Here is a 17,179-nt window from a genome sequence, read left to right on the forward strand (position 1 = left end):
GGAAGATACCGGGCGGCGGTGGACTCCTGCGCTGTGGAATAATCTGGCGAAAAGCGTGATCCGTCGCGCTTTCGCCAACGCGAACATAACAGCCGGTCGAGGAGCGACATCGGCCTCGATCGGCGAGGCATTTCTCTGATCTAAAAAATACGGCGACACAATAAGTGCCCGCCGTGTCAATCCCGTGGGAACAACTAGGAGAACTGAAATGAGCATTCACATGACCTTCAAAGGGGCGCTTGTCGGCTTGGCCGCACTCTGTCTTGCCAGCGCCGCCGAGGCGGACCAGCTTGCGGACGTCAAGGCCGCGGGCAAGATCGTCACCGCCACCGACATGCACTATGCACCCTTCGACATGCTCAACAACGGCACGTATGAGGGCATGACCAAGGACCTGTTCGACCAGGTTGCCAAGGAAATCGGTGTCGAGCCGGTCTACCAGGATATCCCGTGGACCGCCGAGCTGCCGGGTCTTGAAGTCAAGAAGTTCGACATCGTGATCGCCCCCGTTACCATCACCCCGGAGCGTCTCGAGCGCTACGGCTTCACCTTGCCCATCGCCGATGCCACCGTTTCGCTGCTGAAGGCTGCGAGCAACACCGAACTCACCAAGCCGGAAGACATCAAGGGCAAGACCGTCGGCGTGCAGCAGGGCACCGCGCAATTCAAGCAGCTTGAAGCCTATGGCCAGAAGCTTGGCGGTGTAACGATCAAGGAATATGGCACCACCGACGAAGCCTATGCCGACCTCGCTGCCGGCCGTCTCGATGCGGTTGCGGGCTCGCTTCCGAACCTTACCTATCTCGTAAAGAGCCGTCCTGAGAGCTTTGCTCTCTTCACCCCTGCCCAGTTCGGCGAGCCGAAGTATTTCGCATGGGTGCTGCGCAAGGATGCCGACAGCGAAAGCTTCAACAAGGCCATCAACGATGCGGTGCTTAAGATGACCGACGACGGCCGCGTCAAGGCGATCCAGGAGAAGTGGCTCGGCACCTACACCGAACTGCCGCGTGAGGTTCCGACCAAGTAAGTTGCGGCGGGCGGAGTGACCTCCGCCCGCACATCTTGGGTCAAGTGAGGGCGGATGTTTTCCTTAGCGGTTTTCCTTCAAAGCTTCGAGCCGTTGTTGTGGGCAGCGCGATACACGCTGCTGATCTCTGTACTCGGTATCGGACTGGGTCTTGTGATCGGCACGCTGGTCTGCGCAGCTCGCCTGTCGCCTTACCCGCTGCTGCGTCGCCTTGCAGCCATCTGGGTCAGTTTCCTGCGCGGCGTGCCGCTCCTGGTGCAATTGCTGGTGTTCTACTACGCGCTGCCGGTCATTGGCCTCGACGTTCCCGCAATGGTCGCTGCCGTGGTGACCGTTGGTATCTGCGCCAGCGCCTATATCTCCGAAATCTGGCGCGGTGCGATAGCGGCGCTGCCTAGGGGACAGGCAGAGGCGGCGGTCGCCATCGGCATGACGCCATTCGACGTATGGATCCGGGTCATTCTTCCGCAAGCCGTGACGCTTTCGCTACCGGCATTGATCAACGAACTTATTCTTCTGGTGAAGGCTTCCTCGCTGGTCTCGGTTGTCGGTATTCTCGAAATTACCCGCGCCAGCCAGGCGCAGGCCGCTACCACCTTCCGGCCGCTTGAGGTCTACATCGCCGCCGCCTGCATTTATCTGGCGATCAATCTGTGCCTCGCGGCGCTTGGACGCTACCTCGAACACAGGACGGCCGTCTGATGGATTGGAGCATGTTGCAGCAATATGGCCCGTCGCTGCTCAAGGGGTTCGCCAATACCATCGTCTGCTGGGCGCTTGGCACCGTCTTCGGCATGGCGCTCGGCCTCGTCATTGCGCTCATTCAACGCTATGCACCGCGCTGGGTGACGTGGATCATCCAGGCCTATATCGAAGTTATCCGCGGCACACCGTTCCTCGTGCAATTGTTCGTGCTTTATTACGGTGGCCCACTCATCGGCCTGCGCCTCGATGCATTGCCAGCCGGCCTGCTCGGGCTGACAATCTATGGCAGCCCCTATTTCGCCGAAATATTCCGTTCGGGATTCCGGGCAGTGCCCGATGGGCAGATCGAAGCCGCCCGCGCCATCGGCATGGCCGAAGGGCATATTGTGCGGCGTATCCTGCTGCCCCTCGGCTTGGTCTCCGCCTTGCCGGCGCTGGTGAACTTCTCGATCATCCTGACCAAGGAAACCGTGATTTTGTCGATCATCACCGTTCCCGAATTGCTGTACCAGGTGCAGCGCATGTCGGCCGAAACCTTCCGTTATGTCGAGGCAAACCTGGTGCTGGCGCTGTTCTTCTGGGGCTTGGTGGAGACGATCTCGCGCGTCGGCCACAAACTGGAAGCGCGTATCACGAAACATCTGATTGAAAGGACGTAAGATGCTTGCAGCGTCATCCGTCGAAATGCGTAAGGTCAACAAATTCTACGGCAAGTTTCAGGCGCTGAAGGATGTCGACCTGTCGATTCTGCCCGGCAAGGTCACCTGTCTCATCGGACCTTCCGGTTCCGGCAAGTCGACGCTGCTCCGCTGCATCAATTTCCTTGAAGAATATGATTCCGGCGAAGTCCGCATTGATGGCCAGTTGATTGGCTATGAGGCGCCCAACAAGAAGATGTCGGGCCGCAAGCTCCGCGAGATGCGCCGCTCGATCGGCATGGTGTTCCAGCAGTTCAATCTGTGGCCGCATATGACTGCCAAGGAGAATGTCGCAGAGGGGCTGATCCGCGTGCGCCGCATGTCCAAAGCCGACGCCGATCGGCGCGCTGTGGAGGCGCTGGCCAAGGTGGGGCTGGCGGACAAGATGGCAAACCATCCTTCGCGGCTCTCCGGCGGACAGCAACAACGCGTTGCAATTGCCCGCGCCATCGCCATGGAACCGAGGCTCATGCTCTTCGACGAGCCGACGTCCGCACTCGACCCGGAGCTGGTGGGCGAGGTGCTGAGCGTCATGAGGACACTGGCCGGGGAGGGGATGACGATGGTGGTGGTCACCCACGAAATGGGTTTCGCCGCGCACGTCGCCGATCAGGTCGGATTCATGGAAAAGGGCGAACTCGTGGGCGTCGATAGCCCCGACCGCATCCTGCATCATCCCCAGGATGCGCGTATCCAGTCTTTCCTGCGTACTTATCACGAGCGCAACAGTTTCTGATCGTCAAGGACCATAAGCGCTGCCGGAGCCCATTCAGGTACAGATCGGCTTCAAAAAAGAAAATTGCCCGCGTGGTGTCGGAAATGGTCCGCAGCACTCGTCCTTGCAGCGAAAGCTTCGAGACTTGCTTCAGGAGGACCAGTATGACAACGGCAACAGGCAATGCGGGATGGACGACGGCGGCGATTCTGGTGGGGCGACTTATCTTCGCGCTCGTCTTCATCATGGCTGTGAGCTTCAAGTTGATGGATATCGGCGGAACGGCGACGTATATCGCGGGGGCAGGATTTCCATTTCCCACCCTGCTGGCGTGGCTAGCTGCGCTGCTTGAGCTTGCTCTCATCGCATGCTTCCTGACCGGCGCCTATTTTTCCGAAGCAGCACTTGTAGCTGCCGCCTACGTTCTGTTTCTGGCATTTGCGTTTCACGGCCCGTCACACTGGGCCGGAAACCAGGCCGAGTTCGGATTCTTCATCGACCATTTTACTTTTGCCGCCGGTCTGCTCTTTGCGGCAGCGCACGGGCCCGGAAAGGTATTGGCGATCAAGAAGGAATGGCTGCCTCGGCGATAACGCCGGATTGAATTACCCACAGCCGATAGCCGCGTATCAGCGACGCACGGCACTCTCGAAAATGCGGATAGGCGCGCTTAGCGCAGCACCTGTCACGGTGCCAATGGTCTGGCCGGCCTCGATTGCGGTGGCACCGAAATTTCCTGTCGCATTCGGATCGGCGTCGGACAGCGATTGTCCTCGCAACAGCCGTTCGCCGAATAGGCGGACAACCTCGGGACTCGTTGCAAACTGGGTGTGGTTGAGACTGTCGCCGTCGCGCAGTTGAGTAAGGTCATAGACCGTAATCCCGGTCGCCTTTTCAAGCTGGGCCTTGTAGGCCGCGTCGGTAAGGTCGACGCCCCCTACGCGCGTTACCTGGCCGGATATTAACCTCGAAAGGCGCAGCGCCCTGTCGTTCGCCGAAACGAATATTGAGATATGCGGCCGTTCCTGGCCGATATCCGTGAGCTGCTTGCGGAAAACGTCGATATCGAGATCCGGCGAGGCAAGGATGACGTCGGTGATCTTGGGCGATATGCGCTTGTTCTGCATCGATATATCGCGCAGTGCTTCCATCACTGGCCAACTGCCCATCGAATGGCCGACAATCGTGATTTCGGAGACGTCGGGGCTTTTTACCGCCTGCTGAATGACATAGACCAGTTCGGAGCGGGAAAAATTGGTGCTTTCCCGATCGTAATTATAATCGAGCAGGGCCCCGCGCGATGGCCAGGAGAACAGGACCGGGCTGACCTCCGCGCGCGAGTCGTGAACAATCTGCGCGAAGCGAAACACCGAATCCTCAAACCGGGTGTTAAAGCCGTGAACGAAGATCAATACGCGCCTGTCGCTTACCGCATGCGATCGGTACCAGGTACGAATATCTCCGATCTTGATCGGGTTCACCGCTGTCGTTACAAAACTCCGCTCAGGATCGCCAGGAAGCCGGCGCGGCCACTGAATTGTACCGGGTTGACGGTTCGGCGGAATTGAAACCACGACATTGGCCAAGCTCAAATCGCTGCCGCGCTCGCCGCTGAAGAAGACCCCTTTCTGCGTCGTGGGCGCGCGGGTCGTGGCCACCAGGATATCAACCTTTGCGGTGTCGGGCGATGGCGGAGCCACGGGCGCGAGAACACCGCGGGCCGGGGAGGCGCATGCGGCAATGCCGCCCGCGACGAGCATCAGCAGGATTGCACGGAGGATCAATACGCTTCGACTGAGCACTGAATGGGTATCCAATTCGCCATCACGACCATGACACAGTGAGCGCGCGCGAGTTCAAGCATAGTGTATTTGGAAGAAGGCGAGGATCAAGCCCACGGCGATGCCGATGAGGGGCGCAATTATTCCTCCAAGTTTTGCTCTCCTCAGCGCGCGTGCCTGACGCTCGCTTACCCTGCGGTTGGTCCGGTAGCGTTCCCTGAACCCTTCAAGATATTGGCGGGAAAAGGCAGGCCGGTCGTCTCCGGCTTCCGCCGCACGCAGCCAGAATTCGGCATCGCGGCCGGGCAGGTCGATATCCCCGACTTCGAGGGCCCGGAAACACTGCCATGAGGACCAGACAAGCACCAATGTCAGGGACGCAAGCTCCCAGCCGACGGCCGGCGAGAATTCGCCTGCGGCAAGTGACGTAACCGCCCCGGTCGCCGTGGCAAGGGCAATGACGGAAAACAGCCGCAGAAGTCCCAAGGCCTGATTGTTGCTCGAATGAATGAGGGCGACGATGGCATTTTGCCGAAACCGCGTATCCTCAATCGCCAGTTTCCAATCGTCACTGTCGAACATCGTAGTCAATACCTCCAGCCAGCAGGCGAGACTAGTACAAGAGCCAGCCAAGACCCGCCGCAACGATGACGCCGATCAGGAGCAATACGGTGAAGGTGAAGGGACCGACATTCACGCCGAGTTTTCTCAATCGTTCATCCACATCTTCATGACGCATCGAAAACCTCATCAATTGTTGCAGATCAACCGTGGAGCTTGCGCAGGAGAAGACCGAGACGTTCTTCGGGAGCAGCACTGGTGATTTCGCTTGCCGGCCTGCGCGGTATCCCGCTCTTGCGTCCCGCGCGCACCTCCGTGGGTGTGTAACCGAATTCCCGCTTGAATGCCCGGCTGAATTCCGCGCCGTCGCTGAAGCAACGCTGCTCGGCAATTTCGACGATGCGGCGCTTGTCATTCGGATCAGCTAGTGCCGCATGCGCATCGAGGAGCCGTTGGTGCTGTACGTAATGCATGACGCCGCCGAAAGGTTCGAACATCCGGTAAAGCCCGGTCCGCGAGATTGCGAGATCGCGCCGCAGCGCTTCGGCGTTGAATGAGGGATCAAACAATCTGGCGTTTACGATACTGCGCGCCTTTTCGAGAAGAACGCGCGTGATCGGCGCCTGCGCCTCCTCGATGGTGCCGGGCGAAGGCATGACGCAAGCCCTGATCATCGCGCGCGTCGCGCCCACCAGTTCTGGAATATTCTCCGCCTCGACCCCCGGCAGCCGCTTGGCCAGCCCCATGAAGTAGTCGGCGAGCAGCCGGCCCATCGCCGTATCGACGGAGGAAAACTCCGCGGCGCTAAGCGCATGGGCGACGTCCGGGTCGAAGTCACGCGGGACGAAAAGCATCAGCATATCGCTGTCCGTTACATTGCCTTCGAACCAACGTCCGAGCGAATGGATCTGCACGATGCCCGCGCCGCCTGCAAAACTGCCCGCCGGACCGAGGGTGCTTATCGCTCCGTCGAGCGGAAGTGTCATTGTCCAGTGATCGAGCGCTTCCCTGCGCGTATGACCGGGAACGCTCGCAAATTCGAGTGCGTTGGTCCTGATCCTGGAAAAGGCAAGATTGCCGAGGTCCCAGACGGTTTGCCGGCCTTCAAAGCCGTTCGCCTTGTCCCTGCGGTCCCCGAACTCCAGCATGGAGGAGAAACTCTTGCGCCAGGATTCATATTGATCGTCAAGCGGCACGACCCGGGTGTCGAACTTGAACGCGGGTATCGTCGAAGGATAGGGAGACCGCTTCGAAGGCAATGGAGGGCAGTCGATAGGAGATATCGCGGCCGCTTGGGCAAAGTTGTGATCAAGCGACGCTTCAGACGGTGTGGTGTGGTCATGGGCGTTCATGCCGTCACCATGCGCCGCAGCGGTAGAGTGAAAACGTTTGCCCGTGCATGCTGTCCGTACCGGGCAAACTGGTTCGATCCGTTCTTGCTGAAGAAAATGCTGGCATTGCTACCCCAAAAATTCCCCGAAGTGACAAATCACGCAGTTACGAATGCTCGTCTTGAATAGTATGGCACAACCTCTATCGTCTGTTCAGTACGTAACTGTTACCAAACGGGTTGCACGACTGACGATCTCCTGCCGACAAGTGCCCGTTGTTAGGCCAAAGCTTCGCAGGGGTCGTCAAAGGACTTTGCCGACCACAATACGGCCATCCATGACCGCATCCTTTCATGCGATCTATGCTGGGCTTGGCGCAGGTTGGCGCGAAGGTTGATCGGTTGTTGGTTCCTTGACGCGGAAGGAGGCCACGTAGAGGGCCGGCAGGAAGATCAGTGTAAGAACGGTTGCCACCAGCAAGCCGCCCATGATCGCAATTGCCATCGGTCCCCAGAAGATGGTCCAGGCTATCGGAATCATGCCGAGCACGGTGGATATCGCGGTGAGCATGATCGGGCGGAAGCGCGACACCGTGGCGTCGATGACGGCATTCCACACATCCGTTCCCTTGGCCCGCTCCGTCTCGATCTGTTCGATGAGTATGACGGCATTCTTGGCGATAAGCCCGAGCAGCGACAGGATACCAAGAATGGCGACAAAGCCTAAGGGCCGGTTGAAGATGAAGAGCGAACCGACGACACCGATCAATCCCATCGGAACAACGCTCATCACCAGGAACAGGCGGCTGAAGCTCTTCAGTTGCACCATGAGTATGGTGATCATCAGGAACAGCATGATCGGTACAACGGCAATCACGGACGCCTGCGACTTGGCGCTTTCCTCCACGGTGCCGCCTGCGACAATGCGATAGGGCACCTGCAACGTGGCATTGAGTTTGTCGATTTCCGGTTCCATTGCCTGGACGATCGCTTCCGGCGAACCGCCCGTCGTCACATCCGCCTGCACGGTGAGTGTCGGCACGCGGTCCCGCCGCCATATCACCGGGAACTCCTGGTCGACTTCAAAGGTCGCGAACTGGCTGAGCGGTACCGTACGGCCATTGGGAAGCGGGAACTGCAGCGTGCGCAGATTGTCGAGCGATACGCGCTGCTCGTCGGTCGACCGCACGACGACGTCGACCAGATATATATCATCGCGCACCTGCGTTACCGCCATTCCGGACACGACGGTATTGAGCGCCGTCGCCAGCGCCTGCGAACTCAGGCCCAGGAGGCGCGCCTGATCCTGATCGATATGGACGCGGATGGAGCGAGCCGGTTCGATCCAGTCGAAATTGATGCGGTTGAGCTGCGAATTGGCGCCCATAACCTGTGCGAGGCGCTGAGCGATCTCGCGCACCTCGTTGGCATCAGGGCCGCTTACACGATATTGCACCGGCCAGCCAACTGGCGGACCGAGTTCGAGCAGCGAGACACGCGAAATGGCGCTTGGCACCTTTTCCGCCAATTCCTGCTGAAGTCGCGCGCGGAGCCGCTCACGGCCCGGAACGTCTTTCGCAACAACGACCGCTTGCGAGAAGAATTCATTGGGCAATTCGACGTTGAGCGGCAGGTAGAAGCGGATGGCGCCGCGCCCGACATTGGTGCTCCAATGTGCCACGTCCGGATCGTCCCTGAGGAGCGCGTCAAGTTGGTTCGATGCCTGCTGGCTCGCCTCGATGGACGCGTTCTGCGGCAGCCTTATATCGACAAGCAGTTCGGGACGGTCGGACGAAGGAAAGAACTGCCGGGGCACCAGCGGAAGCGCCAAAAGGGCGAGCACGAAACATGCAAGCGTGATGCCGATCGTCAACCAGCGCATGCGCAGCGCGCCGACAAGCAGGCTGCGGAAGAAGCGAAGAATGATGGAGGGCTTTCCCGTCTCGATCTTGTCGGGCTTCTTCAGCAGCGCAACGCCGAGGAGCGGTGAGAAGATCACGGCGCCAAGCCAGGATACGACCAGCGCGATACTCACGACGGCAAAGATCGAGAATGTATATTCGCCGGCGGAGCTGCGCGCAAAGCCGATCGGCACGAAGCCGGTTGCAGTGACCAGGGTGCCGGCCAGCATGGCGGCAGCGAGCGTCCGGAACGTGAAGCTCGCGGCCTCTTCCTTTTCATCGCCGAGTGCTAGCCGGGTCGTCATGGAATCGACCGTCGTCATGGCATCGTCGACGAGCAGGCTGAGCGCGATGATCAGGGCGCCAAGGGAGACGCGCTGCAGATCGATCCCGAGGATCTGCATCACCGCAAAGACCATCGCTAGCGACAGTGGTATCGCGAGGGCGACGACGGTTCCAGCGCGTATGCCCAAGCTGATGAAACTGACGGCCATTATGATGACGATTGCCTGCCAGAGCGATTCCGTGAACTCGCCGATTGCGTCGTCGACCACCTGCGGTTGATTGGCGACGAGCGTCGTTTCGATGCCGATCGGCATGTTCGCGGTGATCTCTTTCATCGCCGCGGTAATGTTGTGGCCGAGCGCGAGAATATCGCCGCCTTCACGCATCGATATCGCAAGGCCCATGGCAGGCTTGCCGTTCACCCGGAACATCGGCTGCGGCGGGTCCGCATAGGCGCGGTGAATTTCGGCAATGTCGCGCAGCCGGATAAGCCTGCCATTTGCGACGAAATTCAGGTTGCGAAGGTCCTCTTCGGAATCAAAGGCGCCGCTGACGCGCAGGCTCAAGCGCTCGTCGGCGGTTCGCAGCGTACCCGAAGGGCTGACCACATTTTGCGCCTGCAAGGCGGCGATCACGGCGGTCCTGTCGATGCCGAGGCCGGCCATCTGTTCGGTGGAAAACTCGATGAAGATGCGTTCAGGCTGAGCGCCGAGCGCTTCGATCTTGGATACGTCCGGCACATGCAGCAGGCGCGAACGCGCCTCATCGACATAGTCGGCGAGTTCACGCTGGGTAAAGCCGTCCGCCGTGAAACCGTAGATGATGCCGAATGTATCGCCGAAATCATCGTCGAATCCGGGGCCGACGATACCCGCCGGCAAGGTCGGGCGAATGTCGCCTATGCTCTTTCGTACCTGATACCAGACATCGGGAACTTCGGCCGCCGTCGTTGCGTCCTTGAGGTTGACGAAGATGGTCGTCACGCCCGCATTGGTAAAACTGCGCAGGAAATCGACTTCGGGTATTTCCTGCAGCTTGCGCTCGAGCCGTTCGGTCACCTGTTTCAGCGTATCGTCAAGGGTTGCCCCGGGCCAGCCGGCCCTGACGACCATGGTCTTGATGGTAAAGGCTGGATCCTCGTTGCGGCCAAGATTGATGAAGGCGAATACGCCGGCAACGACGACGGCAATCATCGCATAGATCACGAGCGAGCGGCTCTTCAGCGCCCAGGCGGAGAGATTGAAGCCGTTCATTGGGTGGATCCGAGCAGACGCACTTCCTGGCCGTCATGCAAGGCCTGGACGCCGGCCGTCACGACGACCTCACCGGGCGTGAGGCCCTGCGAAATGATGACAGTGGCGGGATCGAAGCGAACCACTTCGACATTGCGCGTCGACACGGTCTTCTTGTCCTGGTCGACAATCCAGACCGCGGGCTGGCTGTTGAACTTGGTGAGGGCCGTCGCTGGTATCGCGATCTCAGGCGATGAATCAACCGTCACACGGCCCGTCACGGTCGATCCAAGCCGCATGGCAGCGGGCGTGTCGCTGAGGCCGACGCGCACCCTGAAGGTCCGCGTCGTCGGATCGGCCTGCGGCGCCACTTCGCGCACCCGTCCGGTGGCCTTTACCGTCGGATCGTCAGTCAGCGCAACCTCGACAATCGCTGTGTCGTGCGCCTGTCGCAGCAGTTGCGCCGGCACGTCGAATATCGCATCGCGTCCATCTTGGCGCGCAACCTGCAGCACCATTTGCCCCGCCTGGACGACCTCGCCGGGCTCGGCGCCGACAGCGGTTACGGTGCCCGCCGCATCTGCGTAGAGCTCGGTGAAGCCCACGCGATCCTCGGCATTTTCCAGCTGCGCCTGCGAACTGTCGACCTGCGATTGCGCCGCGCGCATAGCCTGCTGTGCCGCATCATATTGCGCGCGCGTGGTGAAGCCCTGTCTCAGCAGCGTTTCCTGCCGTGCGAATGCATTGCTCGTCTTGACGAGTTGCCCCTCGGCGGCGACGAGGGTTGCCTGTGCGGTGCGCAGCGCGCTGATTTCATTTTGCGGGTCCATGCGGGCGAGAATCTTCCCGGGTTCGACCGGGTCACCGACGTTGGCAAGGCGTTCGATCATGCGGCCGCCAAGGCGAAACGCGAAGGAGACCTGGTTCTCGGCCTCGACATGTCCGGTAAGGCTGACGCTGTCGCCCAGCTTGCGCTGCTCAACCGTGACCGTTCGCACCGGGCGAATGACCGGAGGCTCATCCTTGGCTTCATCCCGGCATCCTGCAAGCATTGGACCTGCCATCAGAAGGCCTATGAACGCGCCCAGCGCGCGCACCCTTCGCATCGATTTATTCACTGAAACCAGCATTCTCATGGACTCCAGGAAACTCTCGTGAAATGGGACAAAGCATACGTCTGCGGGGCCATTCGACTATAACGTCTGCCAATCGTTTGTGATTGGTCAGAAATCCCAAATGCCCGCCCGGAATCCCAATTTCCGCAGTGCGAGAAGCGGCCTTGAGGTATGCTCCGCGATGCTGGCGTTGGCGCACGCTCGTTAAGTGCTCAGCGTGGCCCAGGACCATGCGGGATTTTCGCCCACCGGAAGTTTGCATGAAGATCAGGGATTTAAAGGCGCTGCGTTGCGCCGGGTAATGCTCGGCGCGACAGAAACCGCCGCATTGCAGTTGGCATCCTTGTGTTGTCGCTATCGCATTTGCTGGCGTTTGTCCGCAATACTCCGACGTAGCCGCCCACGGCAGCAAAATTAGAGACGCGCAGCCTATTCGTGGGATTCTGTGCTGATCACATAGAGAATTGAAACCTCCTATAATCTTTGACGGAGCCACACCTTGCGCTCCCCTAACCTGACCAATTCTTGGGGGGTAACTCATGGCCTCAGGTTCTACTCAAAAGTTCTCATTGTTCGCGCTGACTGCCATGGTCGTGGGGTCGATGGTGGGCGCCGGCATTTTCTCGCTACCGCGCACGTTTGGTAACGCAACGGGTCCCTTCGGGGCGATCATCGCCTGGTGCATTGCCGGGACTGGCATGTATATGCTTGCCCGCGTTTTCCAGTCGCTTGCCGAGCGCAAGCCCGAACTCGATGCTGGTGTCTTCGCCTATGCCAAGGCGGGCTTCGGCGATTATCCGGGCTTCCTTTCGGCGTTCGGTTACTGGATCGGCAGCTGCATCGGCAACGTCTCCTACTGGGTGCTGATCAAGTCCACGCTCGGACTGTTCTTCCCGGTCTTCGGAGATGGCAATACGGTGGTCGCCATCGTCGTCGCATCAATCGGCATCTGGTTGTTTCATTTTACGATCCTGAGAGGCGTCCAACAGGCCGCGTTCATCAACACGGTCGTCACCGTCGCGAAGATCGTGCCCATCCTCACCTTCATTCTGATCCTCATCGTCATGTTCAAGGGCGACATGTTCAGCGCCAACTTCTGGGGCGGCGTCGGCATGCCGGACTCGCGCATCTTCGATCAGGTGCGGGCAACGATGCTGGTCACCGTCTTCGTGTTCCTCGGTATCGAGGGCGCGAGCAATTACTCACGCTACGCCTCAAAACGGTCGGATGTCGGTACCGCCACCATCCTCGGCTTCATCGGCGTCACCACGCTCATGGTGCTGGTGTCGCTGCTACCCTATTCGGTCATGGCCCGCGCCGATATCGCGGCTCTGGGACAGCCGTCGATGGCCGGCGTTCTCGAAGCCGTCGTCGGCCACTGGGGCGCCATATTCATCAGCGTCGGCGTGATCATTTCGGTGCTCGGCGCCTATCTCGCCTGGTCGCTGGTCTGTGCGGAAGTTCTCTACATCGCCGCGCAGAAGGAGGATATGCCAAGGGTGTTCGGGACCGAGAATTCAAACAAGGTTCCGGCGGCCGCGTTGTGGCTGACAAACATCGTGGTTCAGCTTTTCGTCATCAGCACCTACTGGTCGCGAGACGCCTTTGCGCTGATGCTGAGCCTTACCAGCGCCATGTCGCTGATACCCTATCTCTTCGTCGCCGCTTATGGCGTCATGCTGGCGCGGCGAGGGGAGACCTACGAAAAGAAGCCTGAGGAGCGCCAGCGCGATCTGATCGTTGCCGGCGTTGCCGCTGTCTACACCCTGTTCATGATTGCGGCGGGCGGACTGAAATTCGTACTCCTTTCGGCGCTGCTCTACGCGCCGGGAACCATTCTCTATTTCTGGGCCCGCCGCGAACGCGGCAAGCCCATATTCAACACAACTGTCGATTGGTTGATTTTCGCTGCCGCAGCGATCGGCTGTGTCGCCGCGCTGATCGGGCTCATATCCGGCTACATCACAATTTAAGCTACCTCGGGAGGTACAACCATGTCAGCTTCTCCAAATACTCAAACCAGCGACTTCGGGGTCCATTCCGAGGTCGGGCAACTGCGGAAAGTCATGGTATGCGCACCGGGGCGCGCGCATCAAAGGCTGACACCCAGCAATTGCGACAACTTGCTCTTCGACGATGTGCTCTGGGTCGATACCGCCAAGCGCGATCACTTCGATTTCATCACCAAGATGCGTGACCGCGGTATCGAAGTGCTGGAAATGCATAATCTCCTTACCGAGACCGTTGCGGTTCCTGAAGGCAAGAAGTGGATTCTCGACAATCAGGTTGTCGTCAATCAGGTTGGCTTGGGACTGGTGGACGAGATCCGCAGCTATCTCGAGGGACTTTCCAACCGCGAACTGGCGGAGACCCTCATCGGCGGCCTTTCCACCTATGAGTTTCCAGAGACCCATGGCGGCGAGATGCTGAAACTTGTCAGGGACGCTGCAGGCGTCAATGAGTATCTGCTGCCGCCACTGCCCAATACGCTCTATACCCGTGATACGACGTGCTGGATCTATGGCGGCGTTACCTTGAACCCGCTCTACTGGCCTGCGCGCCATGAGGAGACGATCCTCACGACCTCGATCTACAAGTTCCATCCGAGCTTTGCCGGCAAGGTCAATGTCTGGTGGGGCGATCCGACTGAGGATTGGGGTCTCGCTACGCTCGAAGGCGGCGATGTCATGCCCATCGGCAAGGGCAATGTTCTTATCGGCATGAGCGAGCGCACCTCGCGCCAGGCTATCAGCCAGCTCGCGGCCAAGCTTTTCGAAAAAGGTGCCGCCGAGCGCGTGATCGTTGCGGCCATGCCGAAGCTGCGGGCAGCAATGCACCTCGATACGGTGTTCACCTTTGCCGACCGCGATTGCGTGCTGCTCTATCCGGATATCGTCAACGGTATCGACGCTTTCTCCTATCGCCCCGGCGACAAGGAAGGAACTGTCGAACTTCACAAAGACAAGGGCACGTTCGTCGAGACCGTACGCGATGCGCTTGGCCTCAAGAAAATGCGCGTCGTCGAGACGGGCGGCAACGACTATATGCGTGAACGCACGCAGTGGGACAGCGGCGCCAATCTCGTTTGCGCTTCGCCGGGTGTCGTTTATGCCTATGACCGCAACACCTACACCAATACTTTGCTGCGCAAGGAAGGCATCGAAGTAATCACCATCAGTGGCGCCGAACTTGGCCGTGGCCGGGGTGGCGGCCATTGCATGACCTGCCCGATCGCCCGCGATCCGGTCGACTACTGATTAGCCGGACTTATCTGAACTATCCCTGGGGCCGCTTGGAGCGGCCCATTTTTTTTGCTGATTCAGATGGTGATGCGTCCCGTGGCGATGCCGAAAATCGCGATAGCCGCCCCGAGAGCCGCAATGGCGAACATGATCATTTCTGTTGGTGTAAAGACCTTCCTGCCCTGCTCGCGCCGGGCCATGATGAACAAGATCGTGCCTGGGCCGTAGAGTACAAGCGAGAGCAGAAGATGCTTGGCGCCTGCGGCATAGATGAGACCTGAAGTATAGACGAGCGCAACCAAGCCCCTGATCAGGTCGGTCCGGTGGCCGGCGGGATCGCGGTCATAGGTTTCGCCTGTCCAGGCAAGCTTGAACCCGTAGGCTGCCACGAGCAGATAGGGGATGAGGATCATCGAACTCGTCAACTCGATCGCGAGGCGAAACGCATATTCAGTGAAAAGCGTGATGATCAGAAACGACTGCACGATGATATTGGTCAGCCAGAGTGCATGCGACGGCACTCCATTCTTGTTTTCATGGGAGAGAAACCGCGGCATCGTCTCGTATTTCGAGGCGGAGAAGAGAATTTCCGCGGCAAGAAGCACCCACGATAGATACGCGCCGAGAACCGAAATCAGCAGGCCGAAGCTGACGAATATCGCGCCCCAGGGTCCGACCACCGCCTCGAGCACGCCCGCCATCGACGGGTTGCGCAACTGGGCAAGATCGGTGCGCAACATCACGCCATAGGACAGGATGGTAACGAGGACGAGAAGGCAAAGCACGCCGAGGAAGCCAACAACCGTGGCCACGCCGACATCATTGCGGTTGCGCGCGTAGCGGGAGTAAACGCTTGCGCCTTCGATGCCGACGAACACGAAGACCGTGACCAACATAGTGCCGCGCACCTGACTGGCGATGTTGCTGAAACTGACGTCTTCGCCGCCCCAGAAATTGAGGGCAAACACGTCTGCCTTGAAGCCGTAGATGACGAAGACGATGAATAGAAGGATCGGTATGATCTTGGCGAAGGTGACGATCGTATTGATCGACGCCGCCCCCTTCACACCCTTCAGGATCAGCGTGTGAAAACTCCACAGGATGACGGATGAGGCGACGACGGCGATGACCGTATTGCCATCGCCGAAGACCGGAAAGAACAGGCCGAGCGTCGATTTGATCAGCACGAAATACGAAACATTGCCTAGGCACGCTGCCGACCAGTAGCCGAGGGCCGACAGGAAGCCGAGATAATTGCCGAAGCCGGCCTTGGCATATGCGTAGATGCCGGCATCGAGGTCCGGTTTACGGCGGGAAAGGACCTGGAACACGAAGGCCAGCATGAGCATTCCGACGCCGGCGATCGACCAGGCGATCAATGCGCCGAAAGGCCCTGTGACGCGGCCGAAGCCTTGGGGCAGGGAGAAGATGCCTGCGCCGACCATCGATCCGACCACCATGGCCATCAGTGCCCATACGGAGAATTTTGTCTCGGATGTCGATATCATTTCGCCCCACAAGCAGATGCTGATTTCGCCGAATCGTGCCGGCCGCCAGGCGACCCCGCAATCACTTTAACTTTCGGCCGCGATGGTGTGATTGGCATCCAGTCCCAAACCTTTGCACCGGATACTATTCGCCAGAACAAAAGCAGTCCCTCCGGCAAATAAAAACCAAAAAGCCAGCAACAATTCGAAAGCATTCTTCCTAGAAATTCGCTTATAATAGAACCGGTTAATGCGTGGCATAACTACTGCCAGCCGGTTGCATCATCCCGATTTTCTACGAGGGTCGCTTCGATGGCTTCAGACCGTGGGACAGCTCACAATGGCGTCGCACCTTCGCCCTTGGGCTCGATCAGCCTCTGGCTGCTGCTGTTTGCGCTTTGGCTGATCATGAATGCCAGTATCGAGCTTCCGGTCGTCCTCACTGGCGCCGTGATCGCAGTGGTCATCGACTGGATCTTCATGCGTCGCAGCGGCACCTGGTGGCAGGTGATATTGACCCCGAAAAGCGTGGTCCATTTCATTGCCTATACCGGTGTCTTCTTTGTGGAGTTGGTGAAGGCCAATCTGAATATGCTGCGTTATGTCTATTCGCCGCGCATCGACATTCACCCCGGCATCGTCAAGATCAATACGGGGCTCAAATCGCCGATAGGACGTCTGGCTCTTGCCAACTCAATTGCGCTCACTCCCGGCTCCCTGGTCATGGATATCCAAGACGATGTGATTTTCATTCACTGGCTGGACGTCAAGACCGTCGATCCAGGGCTTGCGACTGAAATGATCGCAGCGCCCTTCGAGAAACATCTGGGAGCGGTCTTTGGCTGATATCATCCTGAAGATTGCCGGTGCCCTGATCTTCCTGAGCATCACATGCGGTATCATCCGGCTCGTCATCGGGCGCACGATCGTCGACAGGGTCGTTGCCATCGACATGCTGACGGTTGTCTCAATCTCGCTTATCGCCCTTTACGCCCACTTGTCGGGCCGTTTCGTCTATATCGACGTGGCGCTCGTCTATGGCCTTCTGAGCTTTCTTGCAGTGCTTGCAATCGCGCGTTACCTCGAGCGGAGGTCGTAGC

At 59.1% G+C, this 17,179-nt stretch carries 16 protein-coding genes; 9 read left to right on the forward strand and 7 right to left on the reverse strand.

Annotated features, from left to right (window positions below; genetic code table 11):
- Positions 1-208: 208 nt before the first annotated feature.
- From GF108_RS20710 to GF108_RS20730, 5 genes are all read left to right on the forward strand, one after another.
- Positions 209-1,027 carry a transporter substrate-binding domain-containing protein gene (locus tag GF108_RS20710; protein ID WP_153670206.1) on the forward strand — a complete coding sequence of 273 codons (819 nt, stop codon included), beginning with the start codon at positions 209-211 and terminating at the stop codon, positions 1,025-1,027.
- A gap of 54 nt (positions 1,028-1,081) precedes the next feature.
- Positions 1,082-1,729 (forward strand): amino acid ABC transporter permease, encoded by a 648-nt coding sequence (locus GF108_RS20715; protein WP_153670207.1) that lies wholly within the window; start codon positions 1,082-1,084, stop codon positions 1,727-1,729.
- A complete protein-coding gene (locus GF108_RS20720) occupies positions 1,729-2,391 on the forward strand; it encodes an amino acid ABC transporter permease (protein ID WP_153670208.1) in 663 nt (220 codons plus the stop codon). The genes GF108_RS20715 and GF108_RS20720 overlap by 1 nt, the downstream gene beginning before the upstream one ends.
- Before the next feature lies 1 nt (position 2,392).
- Complete coding sequence (locus GF108_RS20725; RefSeq protein ID WP_027232774.1) at positions 2,393-3,166, forward strand: amino acid ABC transporter ATP-binding protein; 774 nt, start codon at positions 2,393-2,395, stop codon at positions 3,164-3,166.
- Positions 3,167-3,309: 143 nt separating this feature from the next.
- Complete coding sequence (locus GF108_RS20730; protein ID WP_153670209.1) at positions 3,310-3,738, forward strand: DoxX family membrane protein; 429 nt, start codon at positions 3,310-3,312, stop codon at positions 3,736-3,738.
- A 36-nt stretch (positions 3,739-3,774) separates the two neighbouring features.
- Here GF108_RS20730 and GF108_RS20735 read toward each other — a convergent pair whose 3' ends face one another.
- The 6 genes from GF108_RS20735 to GF108_RS20755 form a co-directional block, all read right to left on the reverse strand.
- Positions 3,775-4,929 (reverse strand): alpha/beta hydrolase, encoded by a 1,155-nt coding sequence (locus tag GF108_RS20735; RefSeq protein ID WP_246664047.1) that lies wholly within the window; start codon positions 4,927-4,929, stop codon positions 3,775-3,777.
- 72 nt (positions 4,930-5,001) lie between these two features.
- Positions 5,002-5,508: a hypothetical protein gene (locus GF108_RS20740; RefSeq protein WP_153670210.1), complete on the reverse strand. Its 507-nt coding sequence runs from the start codon at positions 5,506-5,508 to the stop codon at positions 5,002-5,004.
- A 31-nt stretch (positions 5,509-5,539) separates the two neighbouring features.
- Positions 5,540-5,665, reverse strand: a complete 126-nt coding sequence (locus GF108_RS22605; protein WP_255453115.1) for a hypothetical protein — start codon at positions 5,663-5,665, stop codon at positions 5,540-5,542.
- A 25-nt stretch (positions 5,666-5,690) separates the two neighbouring features.
- Entirely contained in the window at positions 5,691-6,839 is a 1,149-nt protein-coding gene (locus GF108_RS20745) for a helix-turn-helix domain-containing protein (RefSeq protein WP_153670211.1), read from the reverse strand.
- A gap of 339 nt (positions 6,840-7,178) precedes the next feature.
- On the reverse strand, positions 7,179-10,256 hold the full coding sequence (locus GF108_RS20750) for an efflux RND transporter permease subunit (RefSeq protein ID WP_153670212.1): 3,078 nt from the start codon (positions 10,254-10,256) through the stop codon (positions 7,179-7,181).
- The gene (locus tag GF108_RS20755) at positions 10,253-11,365 is read right to left on the reverse strand and encodes an efflux RND transporter periplasmic adaptor subunit (RefSeq protein WP_246664048.1); all 1,113 of its coding nucleotides are present in this window, start codon (positions 11,363-11,365) and stop codon (positions 10,253-10,255) included. Before GF108_RS20755 ends, GF108_RS20750 begins: the two co-directional genes overlap by 4 nt.
- A 524-nt stretch (positions 11,366-11,889) precedes the next feature.
- Here GF108_RS20755 and GF108_RS20760 point away from each other — a divergent pair.
- Both GF108_RS20760 and arcA read left to right on the forward strand, forming a co-directional pair.
- Positions 11,890-13,323: a basic amino acid/polyamine antiporter gene (locus GF108_RS20760; RefSeq protein WP_153670214.1), complete on the forward strand. Its 1,434-nt coding sequence runs from the start codon at positions 11,890-11,892 to the stop codon at positions 13,321-13,323.
- A 21-nt stretch (positions 13,324-13,344) separates the two neighbouring features.
- A complete protein-coding gene (gene arcA / locus GF108_RS20765; RefSeq protein ID WP_153670215.1) occupies positions 13,345-14,607 on the forward strand; it encodes an arginine deiminase in 1,263 nt (420 codons plus the stop codon).
- Between the two features lie 62 nt (positions 14,608-14,669).
- Here arcA and GF108_RS20770 read toward each other — a convergent pair whose 3' ends face one another.
- Entirely contained in the window at positions 14,670-16,100 is a 1,431-nt protein-coding gene (locus GF108_RS20770) for a basic amino acid/polyamine antiporter (protein ID WP_153670216.1), read from the reverse strand.
- A 291-nt stretch (positions 16,101-16,391) separates the two neighbouring features.
- On the opposite strand from GF108_RS20770, the gene GF108_RS20775 reads away from it, so the two are divergent.
- Both GF108_RS20775 and GF108_RS20780 read left to right on the forward strand, forming a co-directional pair.
- On the forward strand, positions 16,392-16,925 hold the full coding sequence (locus GF108_RS20775) for a Na+/H+ antiporter subunit E (protein ID WP_153670217.1): 534 nt from the start codon (positions 16,392-16,394) through the stop codon (positions 16,923-16,925).
- The gene (locus GF108_RS20780; protein ID WP_027232784.1) at positions 16,918-17,178 is read left to right on the forward strand and encodes a monovalent cation/H+ antiporter complex subunit F; all 261 of its coding nucleotides are present in this window, start codon (positions 16,918-16,920) and stop codon (positions 17,176-17,178) included. Before GF108_RS20775 ends, GF108_RS20780 begins: the two co-directional genes overlap by 8 nt.
- Position 17,179: the final 1 nt, after the last annotated feature.

The organism is Phyllobacterium sp. SYP-B3895, assembly GCF_009647635.1.
Classification (GTDB): Bacteria; Pseudomonadota; Alphaproteobacteria; order Rhizobiales; family Rhizobiaceae; genus Phyllobacterium; species Phyllobacterium pellucidum.

Excerpts from the sequence above, each read along its gene's own strand:
- GF108_RS20755 (WP_246664048.1), bottom strand. The coding sequence starts at position 11,365 with ATGCTGGTTTCAGTGAATAAATCGATGCGAAGGGTGCGCGCGCTGGGC.
- GF108_RS20775 (WP_153670217.1), top strand. The coding sequence starts at position 16,392 with ATGGCTTCAGACCGTGGGACAGCTCACAATGGCGTCGCACCTTCGCCC.
- GF108_RS20760 (WP_153670214.1), top strand. The coding sequence starts at position 11,890 with ATGGCCTCAGGTTCTACTCAAAAGTTCTCATTGTTCGCGCTGACTGCC.
- GF108_RS20740 (WP_153670210.1), bottom strand. The coding sequence starts at position 5,508 with ATGTTCGACAGTGACGATTGGAAACTGGCGATTGAGGATACGCGGTTT.
- GF108_RS20730 (WP_153670209.1), top strand. The coding sequence starts at position 3,310 with ATGACAACGGCAACAGGCAATGCGGGATGGACGACGGCGGCGATTCTG.
- arcA (WP_153670215.1), top strand. The coding sequence starts at position 13,345 with ATGTCAGCTTCTCCAAATACTCAAACCAGCGACTTCGGGGTCCATTCC.
- GF108_RS20745 (WP_153670211.1), bottom strand. The coding sequence starts at position 6,839 with ATGAACGCCCATGACCACACCACACCGTCTGAAGCGTCGCTTGATCAC.
- GF108_RS20720 (WP_153670208.1), top strand. The coding sequence starts at position 1,729 with ATGGATTGGAGCATGTTGCAGCAATATGGCCCGTCGCTGCTCAAGGGG.
- GF108_RS20770 (WP_153670216.1), bottom strand. The coding sequence starts at position 16,100 with ATGATATCGACATCCGAGACAAAATTCTCCGTATGGGCACTGATGGCC.
- GF108_RS20715 (WP_153670207.1), top strand. The coding sequence starts at position 1,082 with ATGTTTTCCTTAGCGGTTTTCCTTCAAAGCTTCGAGCCGTTGTTGTGG.
- GF108_RS22605 (WP_255453115.1), bottom strand. The coding sequence starts at position 5,665 with ATGCGTCATGAAGATGTGGATGAACGATTGAGAAAACTCGGCGTGAAT.
- GF108_RS20750 (WP_153670212.1), bottom strand. The coding sequence starts at position 10,256 with ATGAACGGCTTCAATCTCTCCGCCTGGGCGCTGAAGAGCCGCTCGCTC.
- GF108_RS20710 (WP_153670206.1), top strand. The coding sequence starts at position 209 with ATGAGCATTCACATGACCTTCAAAGGGGCGCTTGTCGGCTTGGCCGCA.
- GF108_RS20725 (WP_027232774.1), top strand. The coding sequence starts at position 2,393 with ATGCTTGCAGCGTCATCCGTCGAAATGCGTAAGGTCAACAAATTCTAC.